The sequence below is a fragment of the Embleya sp. NBC_00896 genome (genome assembly GCF_045207785.1).
GTDB lineage: Bacteria > Actinomycetota > Actinomycetes > Streptomycetales > Streptomycetaceae > Embleya.
Genome location: NZ_CP108776.1, coordinates 3224792 through 3239797 on the forward strand (window position 1 = coordinate 3224792; position 15006 = coordinate 3239797).

Consider the following 15006-nt stretch of genomic DNA (forward strand, 5'->3'; position numbering starts at 1 on the left):
TACACCGGCGCCGAGCACGCACCGCCCGCCACCCGGTCGTACGGGTGACGGACGACACGCGGGAAGGAACTACGCGGGGGCGAAGGCCCGTTCGGCGTTGCCGGCCAGCGCGGCGGCGAACTCGTCCTCGGCCAGGCCCTTGACCTCGGCCATCGCCCGGACCGTGACCGGGATCAGATAGGGCGCGTTCGGCCGGCCGCGGAAGGGCATCGGGGTCAGGAACGGCGCGTCCGTCTCGACCAGGATCAGGTCGAGCGGCGCGACCGCGAGCGCGTCCCGCAGCGGCTGCGCGCTCGGATAGGTCACGTTGCCGGCGAACGACATCACGTAGCCGTGCTCGGCGCAGGTCCGGGCCAGCTCGGCGTCACCCGAGAAGCAGTGGAAGACCACCCGTTCCGGTGCGCCCTCCTCGGCCAGGATCCGCAGCACGTCCTCGTGCGCCTCGCGGTCGTGGATCACCAGCGGCTTGCGGTGCCGCTTGGCGATCTCGATGTGTCGTCGGAACGACTCCTGCTGGGTGTCCACGCCCTCGTCACCGGTGCGGAAGTAGTCCAGACCGGTCTCGCCGATCCCGCGCACGTGCGCCATCCCGGCGAGCTTGTCGATCTCGGCGATCGCGGCGTCGAGCGCGGCCGCGCCGCCCGGCGCCCGGCGCTGCCCGGACCACCCGTCGGGGTCGCCGAGCACGATCCGCGGCGCCTCGTTGGGGTGCAGGGCAACGGTCGCGTGCACCCGCTCGTGCGCCTCGGCGGTCTCGGCGGCCCACACCGAGGACGGCACGTCGATGCCGACCTGCACGAGCGTGCTCACGCCGACCGCGGCGGCGGCCGACAACGCGTCGGCCACCGTCGCCTCCTGTAGATCCAGGTGCGTGTGGGCGTCCCACACGGGCACCCGCAACGGTTCGGGCGCGGGCGGCGGGGTGGTGTCGCGCGGCCCGCCGTCCCGCCGCTTGCGCTTGCTCACTTACGCGTCGGCCTTCTTGTCGCCCCGTGCGGGCTGCTCTTCAAGGCGCGGGAACAGGACCGCGCCCTTGGTCACCACGGCCCCGGCGGGCAGCTGGCCCCAGCGGCTGGAGTCCTGCACCGGCTGCGCCGCCAGCGGGCCCAGGTGCGGCTCGGCGCCGAGCGAGTCCCACAACTTCTGCGAGGTCTCCGGCATCACCGGGTTGAGCAGTACGGCGAGCGCGCGCAGCGACTCGGCCGAGGTGTACAGGATCGTCGCGAGCCTGGCCTGCCCGGCCGCGCTGTCGTCCTTGGCCACCTTCCACGGCTCCTGCTCCGTGATGTAGCCGTTGACCAGCTTCACGTAGCCGAACACCGCGTCCAGGCCACCCTGGAAGTCGAGCGCGCGCATCTTGTCGTCCGCGACCGCCACGGCCTCGATCAGCGCGCTGTGCAGCACGCCCTCGGCCTCGCCGTCGGCGGTCGAGGCGGGCAGCGCGCCCTCGAAGTACTTGCCGACCATGGCCGCCACGCGCGAGGCCAGGTTGCCGAAGTCGTTGGCCAGCTCGGAGGTGTACCGCGCGGAGAAGTCCTCCCACGAGAACGACCCGTCCTGGCCGAACTGGATCGCGCGCAGGAAGTAGTAGCGGTACGCGTCGACGCCGAAGTGGTCGGTCAGCTGCTGCGGCGCGATGCCGGTCAGGTTCGACTTGCTCATCTTCTCGCCGCCGACCATCAGCCAGCCGTTCGCGAACACCTTGCCGGGCACCGGCAGGCTGTTCGCCATCAGCATCGCGGGCCAGATCACCGCGTGGAAGCGCAGGATGTCCTTGCCGACCAGGTGCACGTCGGCGGGGAAGGTGCCCTCGAACTTCGCCTGGTCCGCGCCGTAGCCGACCGCGGTGGCGTAGTTGAGCAGCGCGTCGATCCACACGTAGATGACGTGCTTGGGGTCCCACGGGACCGGGATGCCCCAGTCGAACGTCGAGCGCGAGATCGACAGGTCCTGAAGACCCTGCCGCACGAACGAGAGGACCTCGTTGCGCGCCGACGCCGGCTGGATGAAGTCGGGGTTGGCCTCGTAGAACTCGAGCAGCTTCGGGCCGTACTCGGAGAGCTTGAAGAAGTAGTTCTCCTCCTTGAGCATCTCCACCGGGCGCTTGTGCACCGGGCACAGCTTCTGCCCGTCCTCGCCGTCGAGCAGGTCGCCCGGGACCTTGAACTCCTCGCAGGCGACGCAGTAGGGGCCCTCGTAGCCGCCCTTGTAGATCTCGCCCTTGTCGAACAGGTCCTGCACGAATTCCTGGACGCGGTCGGTGTGCCGCTTCTCGGTCGTGCGGATGAAGTCGTCGTTGGCGACGTTCAGGTGTTCCCAGAGGGGCTTCCACGCCGCCGTGACGAGCTTGTCGCACCATTCCTGCGGGGTGACGCCGTTCGCCTCGGCCGTGCGCATGATCTTCTGACCGTGCTCGTCCGTGCCGGTGAGGAACCACACCTTCTCGCCGCGCTGACGGTGCCAACGGGTGAGCACGTCGCCTGCGACGGTCGTATAGGCGTGGCCCAGGTGCGGCGCGTCATTTACGTAGTAAATGGGCGTTGTGACATAGAACGCCTTCTCGCGCTCGCCCGCAGTGTTCTCAGTGGTTCCAGTGGCCGCCATACCCGGAATCCTACGGCCGGCGCGCCGACGCCCGCCCCCGAGTATCGGTGGAGGCGGGCGGGCCGGCGCGCGGGAGCCGGGTAGGGCTCAGGCGGAGCGGTGCAGCGACGGCAGATGCCAGCGGGACGCCGGGCGCGGGGCGGACACCTCGGCCGGCTTCGCGGCCTTGACGACCTTCGACTTCGCGGCCTTGACGACCTTCGGCTTGGGCGCGGGGCCCGCGGCCGAGGCGACCCGACCGGCCGGGAGTATCCGCAGCCGGGTGCCGCCGCAGTGCTCGCACGCGGGCTTCGTGAACGGGGACGGCACGAGCGTGCCCTCCGAGTAGTACCTGAAGAGCCGTTCCCCGTGCAGGTCGGTCGCGTGGTGGATCTCGTAGTCGCGCTCCCACCCGCGACCACACGACATGCAGACGAAGGAATACGACTCGTGCACCACCGTCGGGTTCTCCATGACGACCTCCTCACACGGTCGAGCCGCCGACTCGTTCGAGGGCCTCCCGTGACTGGTATCCATGAAATGCCCGCCGGCCGCCTTCCGTATCGGGACAAGCCGTTCCTTGACGGCTGCCACTACGGAATATGGAGAGACCGGGAGACTCGTCACCCGATCGAGTGCTGCGCCCTACCTGCCCGTTGCCCGCGCTTGACCGTCCCGGCGGGAGGGACGGGCGAGGGCGGCGACCGACGGCGACCGGGGACCGGGGACCGGGGAGGAGTCACCCCTTGATCGAGGAGTCACCTTCGCGGAGGAGTCACCTTCGCGGAGGAGTCACGCCTTCTTGGCTTCTCGGAGGAGTCACCCCTTCTTGGCCGCGACCACCGCGTCGAAGACCACCCGCTTCTGGACGCCGACCTCGGCCGCGACCTCCGCGATGGCCTCCTTGCGGGTCTGCCCGGCGGCCTCTCGCCCGGCGACACGCGCGACCAGTTCGGCGGGACCGATCTGCGAGGGGTCGGCGGGCGGCGCACCGGTGACCACGACGGTGATCTCGCCGCGGACGCCGGGCTCGGCCCACTTGGCGAGGTCGGCGAGGGTATCCCGGCGGACCTCCTCGTAGGTCTTGGTGAGCTCGCGGCACACCGCCGCCCGGCGCCCGGCGCCGAACGCCTCGGCCATCGCCGCGAGCGACTCGGCCAGCCGGTGCGGCGCCTCGAAGAAGACCATCGTGCGCGGCTCGGCGGCGAGATCGGCCAGTCGCCGGGCCCGCTCGCCCGCCTTGCGCGGCAGGAACCCTTCGAAGCAGAACCGGTCCACCGGCAGGCCGGACAGCGCGAGCGCGGTCAGCACCGCGGACGGTCCCGGCACGGCCGTCACCCGGATGCCCTCGGCCACCGCGGCCTCGACCAGGCGATAGCCCGGATCGGACACCGACGGCATCCCGGCGTCCGTCACCAGCAACACGCGCGCGCCGTCGCGCAGTGCCTGGACCAGTTCCGGGGTCCGCGCCGCCTCGTTGCCCTCGAAATACGACACCACCCGTCCCGGCACCTCGGCGCCCAGCGCACCGGCCAGTCTGCGCAGCCTGCGCGTGTCCTCGGCGGCCACCACCTGGGCCGCGCCGAGTTCGACGGCGAGCCGCGCGGGCGCGTCCGTGACGTCGCCGATGGGGGTGCCGGCCAGTACGAGTACGCCGCCCTGAGAGCTGTCCTGTTCGTGTTCCACTCGGCCATCCTCCCCTTTCGCGCGCCCCGGCTCGCCCTCGCCTCAATACGATGCTCAGGTGACGAGTGACGTGGCGACCGACGCGCCGACCCGAAAGCCGCCCCCGGAGGGGGCCGCGGAGTCCCCCGACACCACCGGGGCCACCCGTCCGGAGCCTCGGGGTTGGGCCTGGTCACTGGCCCGATTCGGGTACCGGAACCGACCTTCGACGTCGCTGCGCGAACGGCTCGTGCCGTCGTACACCGACAACAGCGCGTACACCGGCGGCGGCTGGCTGCCGTGCATCCTGGTGACCCTGCTCGCGGGTTTCATCCGGTTCTGGAACCTCGGCAAGCCGCGTGCGGTGATATTCGACGAGACGTACTACGCCAAGGACGGCTACTCGCTGCTCAAGCTCGGCTACGAGGGCACCTGGCCCAAGGAAGCCAACGAGCAGATCCTGGCCGGCCAGAACGACGTTCTACAGACGCAGGCCTCGTACATCGTGCACCCGCCGATCGGTAAATGGACGATCGCGCTCGGCGAGCAACTCTTCGGGCTGACGCCATTCGGGTGGCGTTTCGCGCTCGCGGTACTCGGCACGCTGTCGGTGCTGATGCTGTGCCGGATCGGCCGCCGACTGTTCCGCTCGACGCTGCTCGGCTGCGTCGCCGGACTGCTGATGTCGCTCGACGGCCTGCACTTCGTGATGAGCCGCACCTCGCTGCTCGACCTCGTCCTGATGTTCTGGATTCTCGCCGCGTTCGGCTGTCTGCTGATCGACCGCGACGATACGAGAACCATCGCCGCGCAGATGTTCAAGTCCGGTACGGACGCGGTGCGCGCGGACGCGATGAAGTTCGGTCTGCGGCCGTGGCGGATCATGGCCGGCATCTGCCTCGGCCTGGCCTGCGGCACCAAATGGAGCGGCCTCTACGTGGTCGCCGCGTTCGGCGTGCTGTCCGTGCTGTGGGACGCGGGGACGCGCCGCGCATGCGGTGCCCGCCGGCCGTACCGCTCGACGCTTCGGCACGACGTGCTGTTCGCGCTGCTGTCCACGGTGGGCGTCGCGATCATGATCTACGTGTGGTCGTGGACCGGGTGGTTCATGACCGACGGCGGCTACTTCCGGGACTGGGCGAACCACCGCGACGGGCTCTCCCCCGCGACGCTGGACCTGAAGCTGTTCGCGATCCCGCTGCCGCAGTTCGACATGACGTGGGTGCCGGCGCCGCTGCGCAGCCTGTGGCACTACCACGGCGAGATGTTGTCCTTCCATACCGGCCTGGACAGCCCACATCCGTACGAGTCGAACCCGTGGAGCTGGCTGGTCCTGGGTCGCCCGGTTGCCTACTACTTCGAGACCGTGCATCGGGGTACGGCCGGGTGCACCGAGGCCGACTGCTATCAGACGGTGCTCGGGATCGGGACGCCGCTGCTGTGGTGGACCGGGGTGATCGCGGTCGGCTACATGCTGTTCCGCTGGGCCGGGCGGCGCGACTGGCGGGCGGGCGCGATCCTGTGCGGACTCGCCGCCGCGTACCTACCGTGGATGGCGTTCCAGAGCCGGACGATCTTCCTGTTCTACGCGGTCGCGTTCGTGCCGTTCCTGTGTCTGGCCGTGACCATGATGCTCGGCGCGCTGCTCGGCCCACCGGGGGCGAGCGAGCGCCGACGCGCGTGGGGTACGGCAGGGACGGTCGCGATCATCGCGTTGATCGCGTGGAACTTCCTGTACTTCTATCCGATCTTCACCGGCCAGACGATCAGTCGCAGCGGATGGCTGGACCGCATGTGGTTCAGCACCTGGATCTAGCGTGTCCGCGTCGGATTCGCGATCAGGTTCGTCATCGGGCTCGTCGTCGGGTTCGTCATCAGGTTCGCCGGCGGGCTCGCCGGCGCGGTCGAGGGAGGCTGCGCCGGTGTCCGCCACCCGGGAGCAGGACATCCGCAGACGGGCCATCGACGCGACCCGCGACCTGGCCGCGGCGGGCGGCTACGACAGCGTGCAGATGCGCGACGTGGTCCGCCTGTCCCGGCTGTCCTCGGCCACCATCTACCGGCACTTCTCGTCCAAGGACCACCTGCTCGCGGCGACCCATCTGGAGTGGATCGCCGCCCTCGAGCGCAGCGGGGCGGCCCGGCCGGGCGGGGTGGACGCGGCCGAGCGGGTGTGCGCGATCCTGCACAACACGTGTCGGACGATGGCCCGCCACCCGCGGCTGACCGCCGCGCTGATCCATGCGCTCGGGTCGTCGGATCCGGGTGTGGGCGACTGCCACCGCGAGATCAACCGGATCATGAACGACATGTTCCGGACCGCGATGGCCGACGAGATCCCGGGCTCCGAAGAGTTCGTCCGACTGCTCGGGGTCGCGTGGGAGGGCGCGTTGTTCAGCTGGGCGTTCGGCCGGATGACCATGGACGAGGTGGAACACACCGTCACCCGCGCGGCACGCCTGCTGCTGCTCGGCGCGGCGGCGGAGGCGCCGACCGGCCACGGGCCCTGACGACGCGGTCGGTGCGGACGGCGCGGGCGACGCGTCAGCAGGCCTGCCGGTCGGTCGGCTTCGGCGCGTCGGTGCCCGGGGTCGCGACGTCGAGCGGCACCAGGTCGGGCCGCTTGGCGGTGATGTTGTCGCCGGACGACTGACCGCGCAGCCGGCGCCCGATCCACGGCACCAGGTGCTCGCGCGCCCAGTGCACGTTCTCCAGGCGGGCCGCGCCGGCGGTCACCGCGACGTCCTCGGCGGGCCAGGCCGCGTCCGGGTCGCCGTCGAGCCCGAGCGCCCGGCCGACCTTGAGCGCGACCCGGTCGTGCCCCTGCGGCGACAGGTGCAGCCGGTCCTCGCTCCACGCCCGCCGATCGTGCAGCGAGGTGAGCGACCACATGTCGGCCACGGGACAGTCGTACCGGTCGGCGATCGCGCGCAGCAACTCGTTGTAGGTGGCGACCTTGCCGCGGATCAGCTTGAGCACCGGCACCCACCGGGTGTCGAAGCCGGTGAACACCACGACGCGGGCACCGGCCCCGGTGAGCGCGGCGAGGGCCTCCTCGTACTCGGCGGCGAGCCGGTCCGGGTCACTGCCCGGCCGCAACACGTCGTTGCCCCCGGCGCACAGCGTCACCAGATCCGGGCGGGCCGCGATCGCGAGCGGCACCTGCTCCTCGACGATCTGGTGCAACAACTTCCCGCGCACGGCGAGGTTGGCGTACCGAAGCCCCGGCCGCTCGACCGCGAGCCGAGCCGCGAACCGATCGGCCCACCCGAGAAAGTTCCCATCGGGCCCGGGATCCCCGACACCTTCGGTGAAGCTATCCCCGACCGCCACATAAGAGTTGATTCCGGACAGGTCCGCGTATGGATTCAGTAGCTCGCCCATGTCACCCGATGTTGGCAGTCCCGTCCTCGGCTACGCGACCGTAATAACGACCCACTCACCCGAGGTGATCGCAACGCGATCAAGAACTGCAACCCACTCCCCCACAACGAGATTCCCGCCGACCGCCGAGAGCTACAGCAGGTGGTCGGCCTTCCCTGCCTTCACATCCCGGATGAGCGCGCGGAGAGCCTCAATGGAGTCGGCGAGGTAGTGCTCTTCCTGTCCTTTGACGGCGATGTAGGCGTTCCCGTCGGCGTCGGTGCCGACTCGGAAGCAGGAGTTGCCCTCTGCGCAGTAGGGGGCTTCCCAGGTGATGTCGGGCATGAACACTCTCCTAAAGCTGCCGCACGCTGGAGTGGATCAGGTCACGCGTCCGCCCCTCGGCCACGCGACCGCAATAACGACCTACTCACCCAAGGTGATCGCAACGCGATCACAAGGTGCAACCCTCTCCCCCTGCAAGGAGGTTCCCGCCGACCGCCGAGAGCTAAAGCAGGTGGTCGGCCTTCCCTGCCTTCACGTCCCGGATGAGCGCGCGGAGAGCCTCCATGGAGTCGGTGAGGTAGTGCTCTTCCTGTCCTTTGACGGCAATGTAGGCGTTCCCGTCGGCGTCGGTGCCGAGACGGAAGCAGTTGCCGGAGTCCTGGCAGAAGGGTTCGTCCCACTTGATGTCAGGCATGAGCGCTCTCCTAAAGCTGCCGCGCGTTGCAGTGGATCAGGTCGCGCGTCCGACCCTCGGCCACTCGACCGTAATAACGACCTGCCCACCCAGGGTGATCGCAACGCGATCACAAGGTGCAAGCCGCCCCCTCAAGGAGGTTCCCGACGCCGCCGAGAGCTACAGCAGGTGGTCGGCCTTCCCTGCCTTCACATCCCGGATGAGCGTACGAAGAGCCTCAACGGAGTCGGTGAGGTAGTGCTCTTCATCGCCGCTGACCGCAATGTAGGCGTTTCCATCAGCGTCGACACCGAGGCGAAAACAGTTGTTACCTTCGGCGCAAAACGGATCTTCCCATTCAATCTCGGGCATGAGCGTTCTCCTAAAGCTGCCACGCGATGGAGTGGATCAGGTCACGCGTCTCGTCTTCCGACAGCGCGATCCGTTCCATCTGGTCCAGTTGGAGCCTGAACTTACGCAACTGCGCTTCCAGGTGCAGGAGTTCGGCCACGCTCGTACGGTCCAACTGCACCGTGCCCAGGCTCGGCACCTCGCCTTGAGTGCACAGAAAAACGACTGTCCCGAGCCGGGAAACCACTCCCCCAAGACGAGATTCCCGATCACCGCCGACGCAGCCAAGAGAAAGGCGCAGACGCCGCACGCAGAGATCGGGGCGGCCAAAACCGCCGCCCCGATCATCGTTGGCCGCCGAGAGCTACAGCAGGTGGTCGGCCTTCCCTGCCTTCACGTCCCGGATGAGCGCGCGGAGAGCCTCTATGGAGTCGGTGAGGTAGTGCTCTTCATCGCCGCCGACCGCGATGTAGGCGTTTCCATCAGTGTCGACGCCGACACGGAAACAGTTGTTGCCTTCGCCACAAAACGGATCTTCCCATGCAATCTCGGGCATCAGATCTCCTCAAAGCCGGCGCGCGATGGCGTGGATGAAGTCCCGTGATTGCCCGCGCGTCAAGGCAACCCGTGCCATCCAATCAAAGTGCGCACGGTATTTCGCGAGTTGGGCTTCCGCGTGCGTGAACTCCGGTCCGTGCGCGGAGTCCAGTTGCACGGTGTCGAGTTGAGGTACGACCCCGTCCGCATACAGGAGCGCATGACCCGCGCCCGGGAAGGCGCCACAGGCGACAGGGATGACGCGCAGCGTGATGGACTCGCGTTCCGACATCACGCAAAGATGCTCAAGCTGAGCTTTGGTGACCTTGCTTCCGCCGAACTCCATGCGCAAGGCCGCTTCGTGGATGTATCCGACGTAGGGGCGGGAGTTGTCACCCTCCAACACCTGTTGCCGCTCCATGCGGTGGCTTACGCGTAGTTCGATCTCCAGCCGGGACAACGGCGGGAGGACGGCGCCGAACACGGCCCGAGCGTACTCGTCGGTGTGCAGCAGGCCCGGTAGATGTACCGTCTGCGCCGTCTGAAGACGCGACGAATGCCACTCGAGTTCTGCGATGTTCAGCAACCCCGACGAGAGCGCACCCCTGTACTGCTCCCACCAGCCGCGCTCCTGCTTCTCGGCCATCCTCACGAGTGCGCCGATGTAAGCAGTGTCCCCGCAGGAGTAGTTGCCGGCGAGCGTGCGTACTCGTTCAGGGGTGATCGGACGAACACCCGACTCCATGTTGGCGATCTTCGAGCGGTCCAAACCGAGCAGTGCAGCCGCGTAGTCGGTAGTTGCCCCTGCGGCAATGCGCAGCTTGCGCAGTTCGGCGCCCAGGCGCTTCTGGCGCTCTGTAGGTGTGCGTTGCGTCGGCATGCTGCCCTCTCCGGCTTGGATGGCGCTCAGTCTGCCGTGCCCCACCGAGCTCAGCCCAACTCAAAAGAGGCAATTGCCTCTCATTAGGTGGCAGCATGCCTGCCTAGACGCTAGCTTCGAGTAACGCACAAGCTACGCACGGCCACGCCGGAAGTGCACCGCGCGAGCATGCCCGCCTCTCCCAGAGCGGGTGTGCACGCGCCTGGGAGGTAAGCCACCGGCGCTGCCATCGGTGCGCGCAATCACCTACGCGCCCCCAACTCAGCAGCACACCAAGGAGTACGCCATGCCCGGATGCCCCTTCCCCACCCGCCGCAGGCCCACATCCGCCATCCCGACAGTCCCGGCCCACTGGACGCTCCCCGCCCACCCCACCTCCGCCCGGAAAGCGCGGCAGGCAATCGCGGAAGCCCTGCCCTCCGACTGCCTGCCGGAACTCGCCGACGACCTCGGCCTGTTGGTCTCCGAACTGGTCACCAACGCCATCCGCTACGGGACCCGGCTCGTCGACGACGACATCATCGAACTCGTCCTCTGGCCCGCCGACGGCCACTACTGGCTCGCCGTCTCCGACCCCGGCACCACTTTGCCCACCTTCACCTCACCCACCCCCGACGCATGCGGCGGACGCGGCCTCCTCCTGGTCGACGCCGTCTCGACCACCTGGGCCGTGGTCCCCCGTCGCGTCTGCGGAAAGTCCGTCGTCGCAGGAATCCGACTCCGCTGCGACTGACAACGCGACTTCGAGCGCAGCGACAAGTCCCGGTGGTGGGGTGCATCCAACTCGCACCCCACCACCGGGGAGCCGGGGCCGACCGAGTGGAAAGGTCATCACACAACCCGCCGAGAGTTCCATCGGCCGGCCGGCAAGCCCGACACGTACACCGCCCCGTCTCGCTGCGGGGCGTCACCCACGGCAGCAGGCATACCGAGAGGCAGTGACGGGGCCTGATTGGGATCACTCCTAAAGGCCAGAGACCTGAATCCCCGAAGAACAATCGCGGTTGCAGGTGAACCGGGCTGCATCGACGAGCGCATCCATGTCCTGCCCGTGAGCCGGTTGTGGGCATGAAGCCACCGGAATCGGGTGACCACATCCGTGCGCCGCGCGCGAGAACCGGCACGGGCATGCGCACGTCTGTCGAATAGCAGGGACGCGCTGCGAGGCCGATGGGCGGCGTTTGATCGTGATCACGGATGGCAGCCGTCGGATGGGCCTTCGTCCGCGACATTCTTCACGAGGAGTTCGCATGCGGCACTACCGCGTCGCCGGCATATGCGCCGTCCTGTTGGTCTTCGCTCTGGGGTGTGGATCGCCCAAGTCTTTGCCGCCCCAGGCAGAGATCACCAACATGGCCGAGACCGTCCGGGCGTTATTGGCGGAACGAACCGAGGCGCTCGTCGACGCGAACACGATCGGCAAGACCACGATCGGCGAGACGCATGCGGTGAGCGTGGCTCTGCTTCGTGTGCAAGACGAGTCTCTCGTCAAGCTCGCCGAGCGTCGGGAGAGATTGGCTGCGCTCGGGGAGAGGTATTCGAAGTCCGAGGTTCGAATCCATGTGGATCGCGCCAAGGCAGAGGGGCACGAGGTCCGGTTGCGAGTATCCGAAACAACCACGTTGACCTTCGCCGGACTTGGCCCGGGAGGCCCGGGCGCCACTTCGTTCAAGACACCGCACGATGTTGTTTTCACGAAGGATAGCTCTGGCAAATGGGTTTTTATCTCCCAAAAAAGCATAACGGGGACAGGCCCGGCCCCTTTGAATGACGTGAGCAACTGATGAACCGCCCCCACACCTGTCCAAGCGCATCTGCGGTCCCGGTGGGTCGGGCCTCTCGCCGAACCCCCGAACTACGCCGCAGTGGCGATCCTCAGCAGTCGACGTAGTTCCTCCCGCCCACGTGTCAGCACATCCATCGCGGCCTCCACATCCGCCCCCGGCGGCAACGGAGTATCGGCAAGCAAGTCGTAGAGCGTGTGCGGTGTGTGCAGTCGACGCTGTAGGGCCCGCCAGTCATCGATCGCCGTGGCACCGTGTCCGGAAGGGATGTCGACCCATCGGCCTGCGGGGCGCGACGCGATGGAGGGTGCAATGCCGAAAGCCCCGCCGGATGAATCCGGCGGGGCTTTCGAACTGCGTGGACCTGTGGGGATTTGAACCCCAGACCCCCTCGATGCGAACGAGGTGCGCTACCAGACTGCGCCACAGGCCCAACGAGGAGAAACATTACCACCTCGGCACGAGGGGTCGTGCACGGGTTGTTCAGTCGTTGGCGGCGCGGCGCCACTCGTGTTCGTAGAGGGGCAGGGAGTCGACCGAGGCGCCGTAGGCGGCGCGGGTGTCCTCGGCGTACTGGTCGAACAACGGGGTGGGTGGGTGGAGGGGCTCGGCCGGCTGGGGGTCGGGGACCGCGTGGATCTGCGGGCGCTCCGGCTCCTCCTCGACGTCGCCGCGCGGGACGACCGGGGCGGTCACGTAGGTGGGCAGCGGGACCGGGACCGGGTCCCAGGTGTCGCGGTCGTGCGGGCCGCCGCCGGTGGCCAGTTCGGCGATCCACTCGGCGAGGGCGGGCTCCTCGGGCTCGCGGTCGCGCTTGCCGCGGGAGGTGCCGGACGGGCTCGACGAGCTCGCCGAGCCGGCGCGCGGCGGGCGGGCCTGGCGCGCGTCGCCGGGCCCGGACGGCGGGGTCGCGGCGCGGGGTTCGGACGGCGTGCCGTCGTGTCCCTCGCGGGCCTTGGGTCGCGGGCGCGGCTCGGCGGCCGGGGTGCCGTCGGCCGGGGTGCCCGGCTTGGCGGCGGGTCGGCCCACGTGCCGCAGGCCGGCCTCGTACCGGCGCCGTTCCTGCACGCGCAGGTGGACGATGTACATCGACAGGAGCAGGCCCGGGACCGCGGGGATCCACAGCCACGCGAGGCCGCCGACCACGCCGGCCAGGATCGCGCCGGCGGTGAAGGTCGCGAAAAGGCTGCCGATGACCCTGCGGCGCCGGGTCAGCAGCGCGGCGCGACCCTCGTCCCGGCGGGCCGGGCGCTTGGGCGCGGACTTGGCCTTGGGCACCGACACCGGCGCCGGCGCGGTGGTCTGCGCGGCCGGTTGCGGAGTGGGCTTGGCGGGGCGCTGCCGGGCGCGCGGGGGCTCGGCCGGGGCGTCGTCGCGCTCGGGCGCCTCCGTGCCTTCCTCCGCGAGCGCGCGGGCGGAGCGACGCTCGAAGGCGCCGCGACGGGAGAGGATCCGGATCGCGGTGGTGAATCGCTCGGTCGGACGGGCCTCGTTGAGCTCGTCCTGTCGGCGAAGCCACATGGGCACCAGATAGGCAGCCCAGGCCCCCACGATCGCTGCGTAGATCAGGCCGCTGCCGTTCACGCTTCACACGCTAAGCCGGATGAGCACCGCATCGTCGGATTAGGCACGGTGTGTCGCCCGATCCGCTCCGATACCCATGTGACAAATGTGACTGCCGAGGTTGCGGGGAATGGCGAGACCGCCCGGACCACCGTGATCCCTGTGGCCATGCGGACAGCCGGTCCCACGGAGGCGCTGGGGTCTGCCGAGGTGACTCCGCTCATATCTCCGGCAGAGTAGCGAAATCGCAAGATCGATGTGTCGATATGGCGGGATCGACGCCGAAGAGATCTCGCTACCAGGTGAATCCCCGGCTCTCCCGGTAGGCGCGCCACCGGGTCAGCAGTCCCTCCGGGACCTCCTCGGCGTTGAGCGCGTAGGCGAGATGGTCGCGCCAGTCGCCGTCGATGTGCAGGTAGCGCGGCCGCAACGACTCCTCGCGGAAGCCGAGTTTCTCCACCACCCGCCGGCTGGCCCGGTTCTCCGGCCGGATGCACACCTCCAGGCGGTGTATCCCCAGCCGGAAGAAGCAGTGGTCGGTCGCGAGCGCGACCGCCGTCGGCATCACACCGAGCCCGGCGACCCGCTCGTCGACCCAATAGCCGACGTGCGCCGAGCACATCGAGCCCCACGTGATCCCGGCGACGGTGACCTGACCGACCAACTGCCCGTCGTACAGGACCACGAACGGCAACATCCGCCCCGCCCCCGCCTCCGCCCGCAGGAAGCGCGTCATCTGCCGGAACGTGGGTCGGCGACCGGCCGCCGAACCCGGCGGCACGGTCGCCTCCCATCGGCGCAGCCATTCGCGGTTGCGCGTGTGGACCTCCTGCCAGACCTCGGCGTCCCGGGCCCGGATGGGGCGAAGGGTGACCCGGCCCTCGGTGAGTTCCACCGGCCACCCGCGACTCAGTGCGTGCCCCATGGCGGCTGCTGCGCCCCTCCGTAGCCCCCGCCGCCCCCTTGGAAGCCGCCACCGCCACCGAAGCCGCCCTGATAGCCGCCGCCACCGGGCTGCGGCTGCTGCGCGCCGCCGAAGCCACCGCCGCCACCGGGCTGCGGCTGCTGCGCGCCGCCGTAGCCACCCCCGCCGCCGAACCCGCCGCCCTGCTGGTGGTCGCCGCCCTGGAGCTGCGACACGACGTGCGGAAGCACCTTGGACAGCACGGTCATCCCGTCCTGCGCACCGCCGGGCGAGCCGGGCAGGTTGACGATCAGACTGCGGTACGTCCAGTGCGAGTCCTGGGTGATCGCGACGCCGGCGATGCCGCGCGACAGGATCGAGGTCGGCACCTTCGCGAAGTTCTCCATCCGGATCGCCTCGGCGATGCCCGGTACCTCGTAGCTGATCACCCGGCTGGTCATCTGCGGTGTCTGGTCGAACGGGTTGAGCCCCGTCCCACCGGTGGTGACGATGACGTCGAAGTGGCCCGCCACCGCGTCGCGCAGTGCCTGCGCCACGGGCTCGCCGTCCGGCACGATCTGCGGCCCGCGCGTCTCGAAGCCCAACTGCTGCAGGCCGCGCGCGATCACCGGACCGCTCTCGTCCTGATAGGTCCCGGCCGCCGCTCGCGTGGACACGGTGATCACCATGGCTCGCA

Annotated in this window: 18 protein-coding genes and 1 tRNA gene; 4 read left to right on the forward strand and 15 right to left on the reverse strand. The window is 69.1% G+C overall.

Annotation, left to right across the window (positions count from 1 at the left end):
* Positions 1–69: 69 nt before the first annotated feature.
* From OG928_RS14550 to rsmI, 4 genes are all read right to left on the reverse strand, one after another.
* Positions 70–966 (reverse strand): TatD family hydrolase, encoded by an 897-nt coding sequence (locus OG928_RS14550; protein WP_406283721.1) that lies wholly within the window; start codon positions 964–966, stop codon positions 70–72.
* On the reverse strand, positions 967–2604 hold the full coding sequence (gene metG / locus OG928_RS14555; RefSeq protein ID WP_406283723.1) for a methionine--tRNA ligase: 1638 nt from the start codon (positions 2602–2604) through the stop codon (positions 967–969).
* A gap of 87 nt (positions 2605–2691) precedes the next feature.
* A complete protein-coding gene (locus OG928_RS14560) occupies positions 2692–3057 on the reverse strand; it encodes a hypothetical protein (RefSeq protein WP_406283725.1) in 366 nt (121 codons plus the stop codon).
* 345 nt (positions 3058–3402) lie between these two features.
* Positions 3403–4269, reverse strand: coding sequence for a 16S rRNA (cytidine(1402)-2'-O)-methyltransferase (gene rsmI, locus OG928_RS14565; protein WP_406283727.1), 867 nt, complete (start codon positions 4267–4269; stop codon positions 3403–3405).
* A 58-nt stretch (positions 4270–4327) separates the two neighbouring features.
* On the opposite strand from rsmI, the gene OG928_RS14570 reads away from it, so the two are divergent.
* Positions 4328–6064, forward strand: a complete 1737-nt coding sequence (locus OG928_RS14570) for a dolichyl-phosphate-mannose--protein mannosyltransferase (RefSeq protein WP_406283729.1) — start codon at positions 4328–4330, stop codon at positions 6062–6064.
* A gap of 106 nt (positions 6065–6170) precedes the next feature.
* Entirely contained in the window at positions 6171–6758 is a 588-nt protein-coding gene (locus OG928_RS14575) for a TetR/AcrR family transcriptional regulator (RefSeq protein WP_406283731.1), read from the forward strand.
* Between the two features lie 34 nt (positions 6759–6792).
* On the opposite strand, the gene OG928_RS14580 is transcribed toward OG928_RS14575, so the two are convergent.
* The 7 genes from OG928_RS14580 to OG928_RS14610 form a co-directional block, all read right to left on the reverse strand.
* On the reverse strand, positions 6793–7632 hold the full coding sequence (locus OG928_RS14580) for an SGNH/GDSL hydrolase family protein (RefSeq protein WP_406283733.1): 840 nt from the start codon (positions 7630–7632) through the stop codon (positions 6793–6795).
* Positions 7633–7764: 132 nt separating this feature from the next.
* Positions 7765–7956, reverse strand: a complete 192-nt coding sequence (locus OG928_RS14585; RefSeq protein WP_406283735.1) for a hypothetical protein — start codon at positions 7954–7956, stop codon at positions 7765–7767.
* Positions 7957–8119: 163 nt separating this feature from the next.
* Positions 8120–8311, reverse strand: a complete 192-nt coding sequence (locus OG928_RS14590) for a hypothetical protein (RefSeq protein WP_406283737.1) — start codon at positions 8309–8311, stop codon at positions 8120–8122.
* A 159-nt stretch (positions 8312–8470) separates the two neighbouring features.
* Positions 8471–8662, reverse strand: coding sequence for a hypothetical protein (locus tag OG928_RS14595; RefSeq protein WP_406283739.1), 192 nt, complete (start codon positions 8660–8662; stop codon positions 8471–8473).
* A 10-nt stretch (positions 8663–8672) separates the two neighbouring features.
* Entirely contained in the window at positions 8673–8822 is a 150-nt protein-coding gene (locus OG928_RS14600) for a hypothetical protein (RefSeq protein WP_406283741.1), read from the reverse strand.
* Between the two features lie 183 nt (positions 8823–9005).
* Positions 9006–9197 (reverse strand): hypothetical protein, encoded by a 192-nt coding sequence (locus OG928_RS14605; protein WP_406283742.1) that lies wholly within the window; start codon positions 9195–9197, stop codon positions 9006–9008.
* Between the two features lie 9 nt (positions 9198–9206).
* Entirely contained in the window at positions 9207–10058 is an 852-nt protein-coding gene (locus OG928_RS14610; protein ID WP_406283744.1) for a helix-turn-helix domain-containing protein, read from the reverse strand.
* Between the two features lie 232 nt (positions 10059–10290).
* Here OG928_RS14610 and OG928_RS14615 point away from each other — a divergent pair, with 232 nt between their 5' ends.
* Entirely contained in the window at positions 10291–10791 is a 501-nt protein-coding gene (locus OG928_RS14615; RefSeq protein ID WP_406283746.1) for an ATP-binding protein, read from the forward strand.
* A 517-nt stretch (positions 10792–11308) separates the two neighbouring features.
* On the forward strand, positions 11309–11842 hold the full coding sequence (locus tag OG928_RS14620) for a hypothetical protein (RefSeq protein ID WP_406283748.1): 534 nt from the start codon (positions 11309–11311) through the stop codon (positions 11840–11842).
* Between the two features lie 359 nt (positions 11843–12201).
* Here the strand turns inward: OG928_RS14620 and OG928_RS14625 are convergent.
* The 4 genes from OG928_RS14625 to OG928_RS14640 form a co-directional block, all read right to left on the reverse strand.
* A tRNA-Ala gene (locus tag OG928_RS14625) sits at positions 12202–12275 on the reverse strand.
* Positions 12276–12325: 50 nt separating this feature from the next.
* Positions 12326–13426 carry a hypothetical protein gene (locus OG928_RS14630; protein ID WP_406283750.1) on the reverse strand — a complete coding sequence of 367 codons (1101 nt, stop codon included), beginning with the start codon at positions 13424–13426 and terminating at the stop codon, positions 12326–12328.
* 274 nt (positions 13427–13700) lie between these two features.
* The gene (locus tag OG928_RS14635; RefSeq protein WP_406283752.1) at positions 13701–14330 is read right to left on the reverse strand and encodes a GNAT family N-acetyltransferase; all 630 of its coding nucleotides are present in this window, start codon (positions 14328–14330) and stop codon (positions 13701–13703) included.
* On the reverse strand, positions 14315–14998 hold the full coding sequence (locus tag OG928_RS14640) for a molybdenum cofactor biosynthesis protein B (RefSeq protein ID WP_406283754.1): 684 nt from the start codon (positions 14996–14998) through the stop codon (positions 14315–14317). The genes OG928_RS14635 and OG928_RS14640 overlap by 16 nt, the downstream gene beginning before the upstream one ends.
* Positions 14999–15006: the final 8 nt, after the last annotated feature.

Bases quoted from the DNA above. Each gene is read 5' to 3' on its own strand.
- metG (WP_406283723.1), bottom strand. From the start codon at position 2,604: ATGGCGGCCACTGGAACCACTGAGAACACTGCGGGCGAGCGCGAGAAG.
- OG928_RS14560 (WP_406283725.1), bottom strand. From the start codon at position 3,057: ATGGAGAACCCGACGGTGGTGCACGAGTCGTATTCCTTCGTCTGCATG.
- OG928_RS14580 (WP_406283733.1), bottom strand. From the start codon at position 7,632: ATGGGCGAGCTACTGAATCCATACGCGGACCTGTCCGGAATCAACTCT.
- OG928_RS14585 (WP_406283735.1), bottom strand. From the start codon at position 7,956: ATGCCCGACATCACCTGGGAAGCCCCCTACTGCGCAGAGGGCAACTCC.
- OG928_RS14590 (WP_406283737.1), bottom strand. From the start codon at position 8,311: ATGCCTGACATCAAGTGGGACGAACCCTTCTGCCAGGACTCCGGCAAC.
- OG928_RS14595 (WP_406283739.1), bottom strand. From the start codon at position 8,662: ATGCCCGAGATTGAATGGGAAGATCCGTTTTGCGCCGAAGGTAACAAC.
- OG928_RS14605 (WP_406283742.1), bottom strand. From the start codon at position 9,197: ATGCCCGAGATTGCATGGGAAGATCCGTTTTGTGGCGAAGGCAACAAC.
- OG928_RS14610 (WP_406283744.1), bottom strand. From the start codon at position 10,058: ATGCCGACGCAACGCACACCTACAGAGCGCCAGAAGCGCCTGGGCGCC.
- OG928_RS14620 (WP_406283748.1), top strand. From the start codon at position 11,309: ATGCGGCACTACCGCGTCGCCGGCATATGCGCCGTCCTGTTGGTCTTC.
- OG928_RS14635 (WP_406283752.1), bottom strand. From the start codon at position 14,330: ATGGGGCACGCACTGAGTCGCGGGTGGCCGGTGGAACTCACCGAGGGC.
- OG928_RS14640 (WP_406283754.1), bottom strand. From the start codon at position 14,998: ATGGTGATCACCGTGTCCACGCGAGCGGCGGCCGGGACCTATCAGGAC.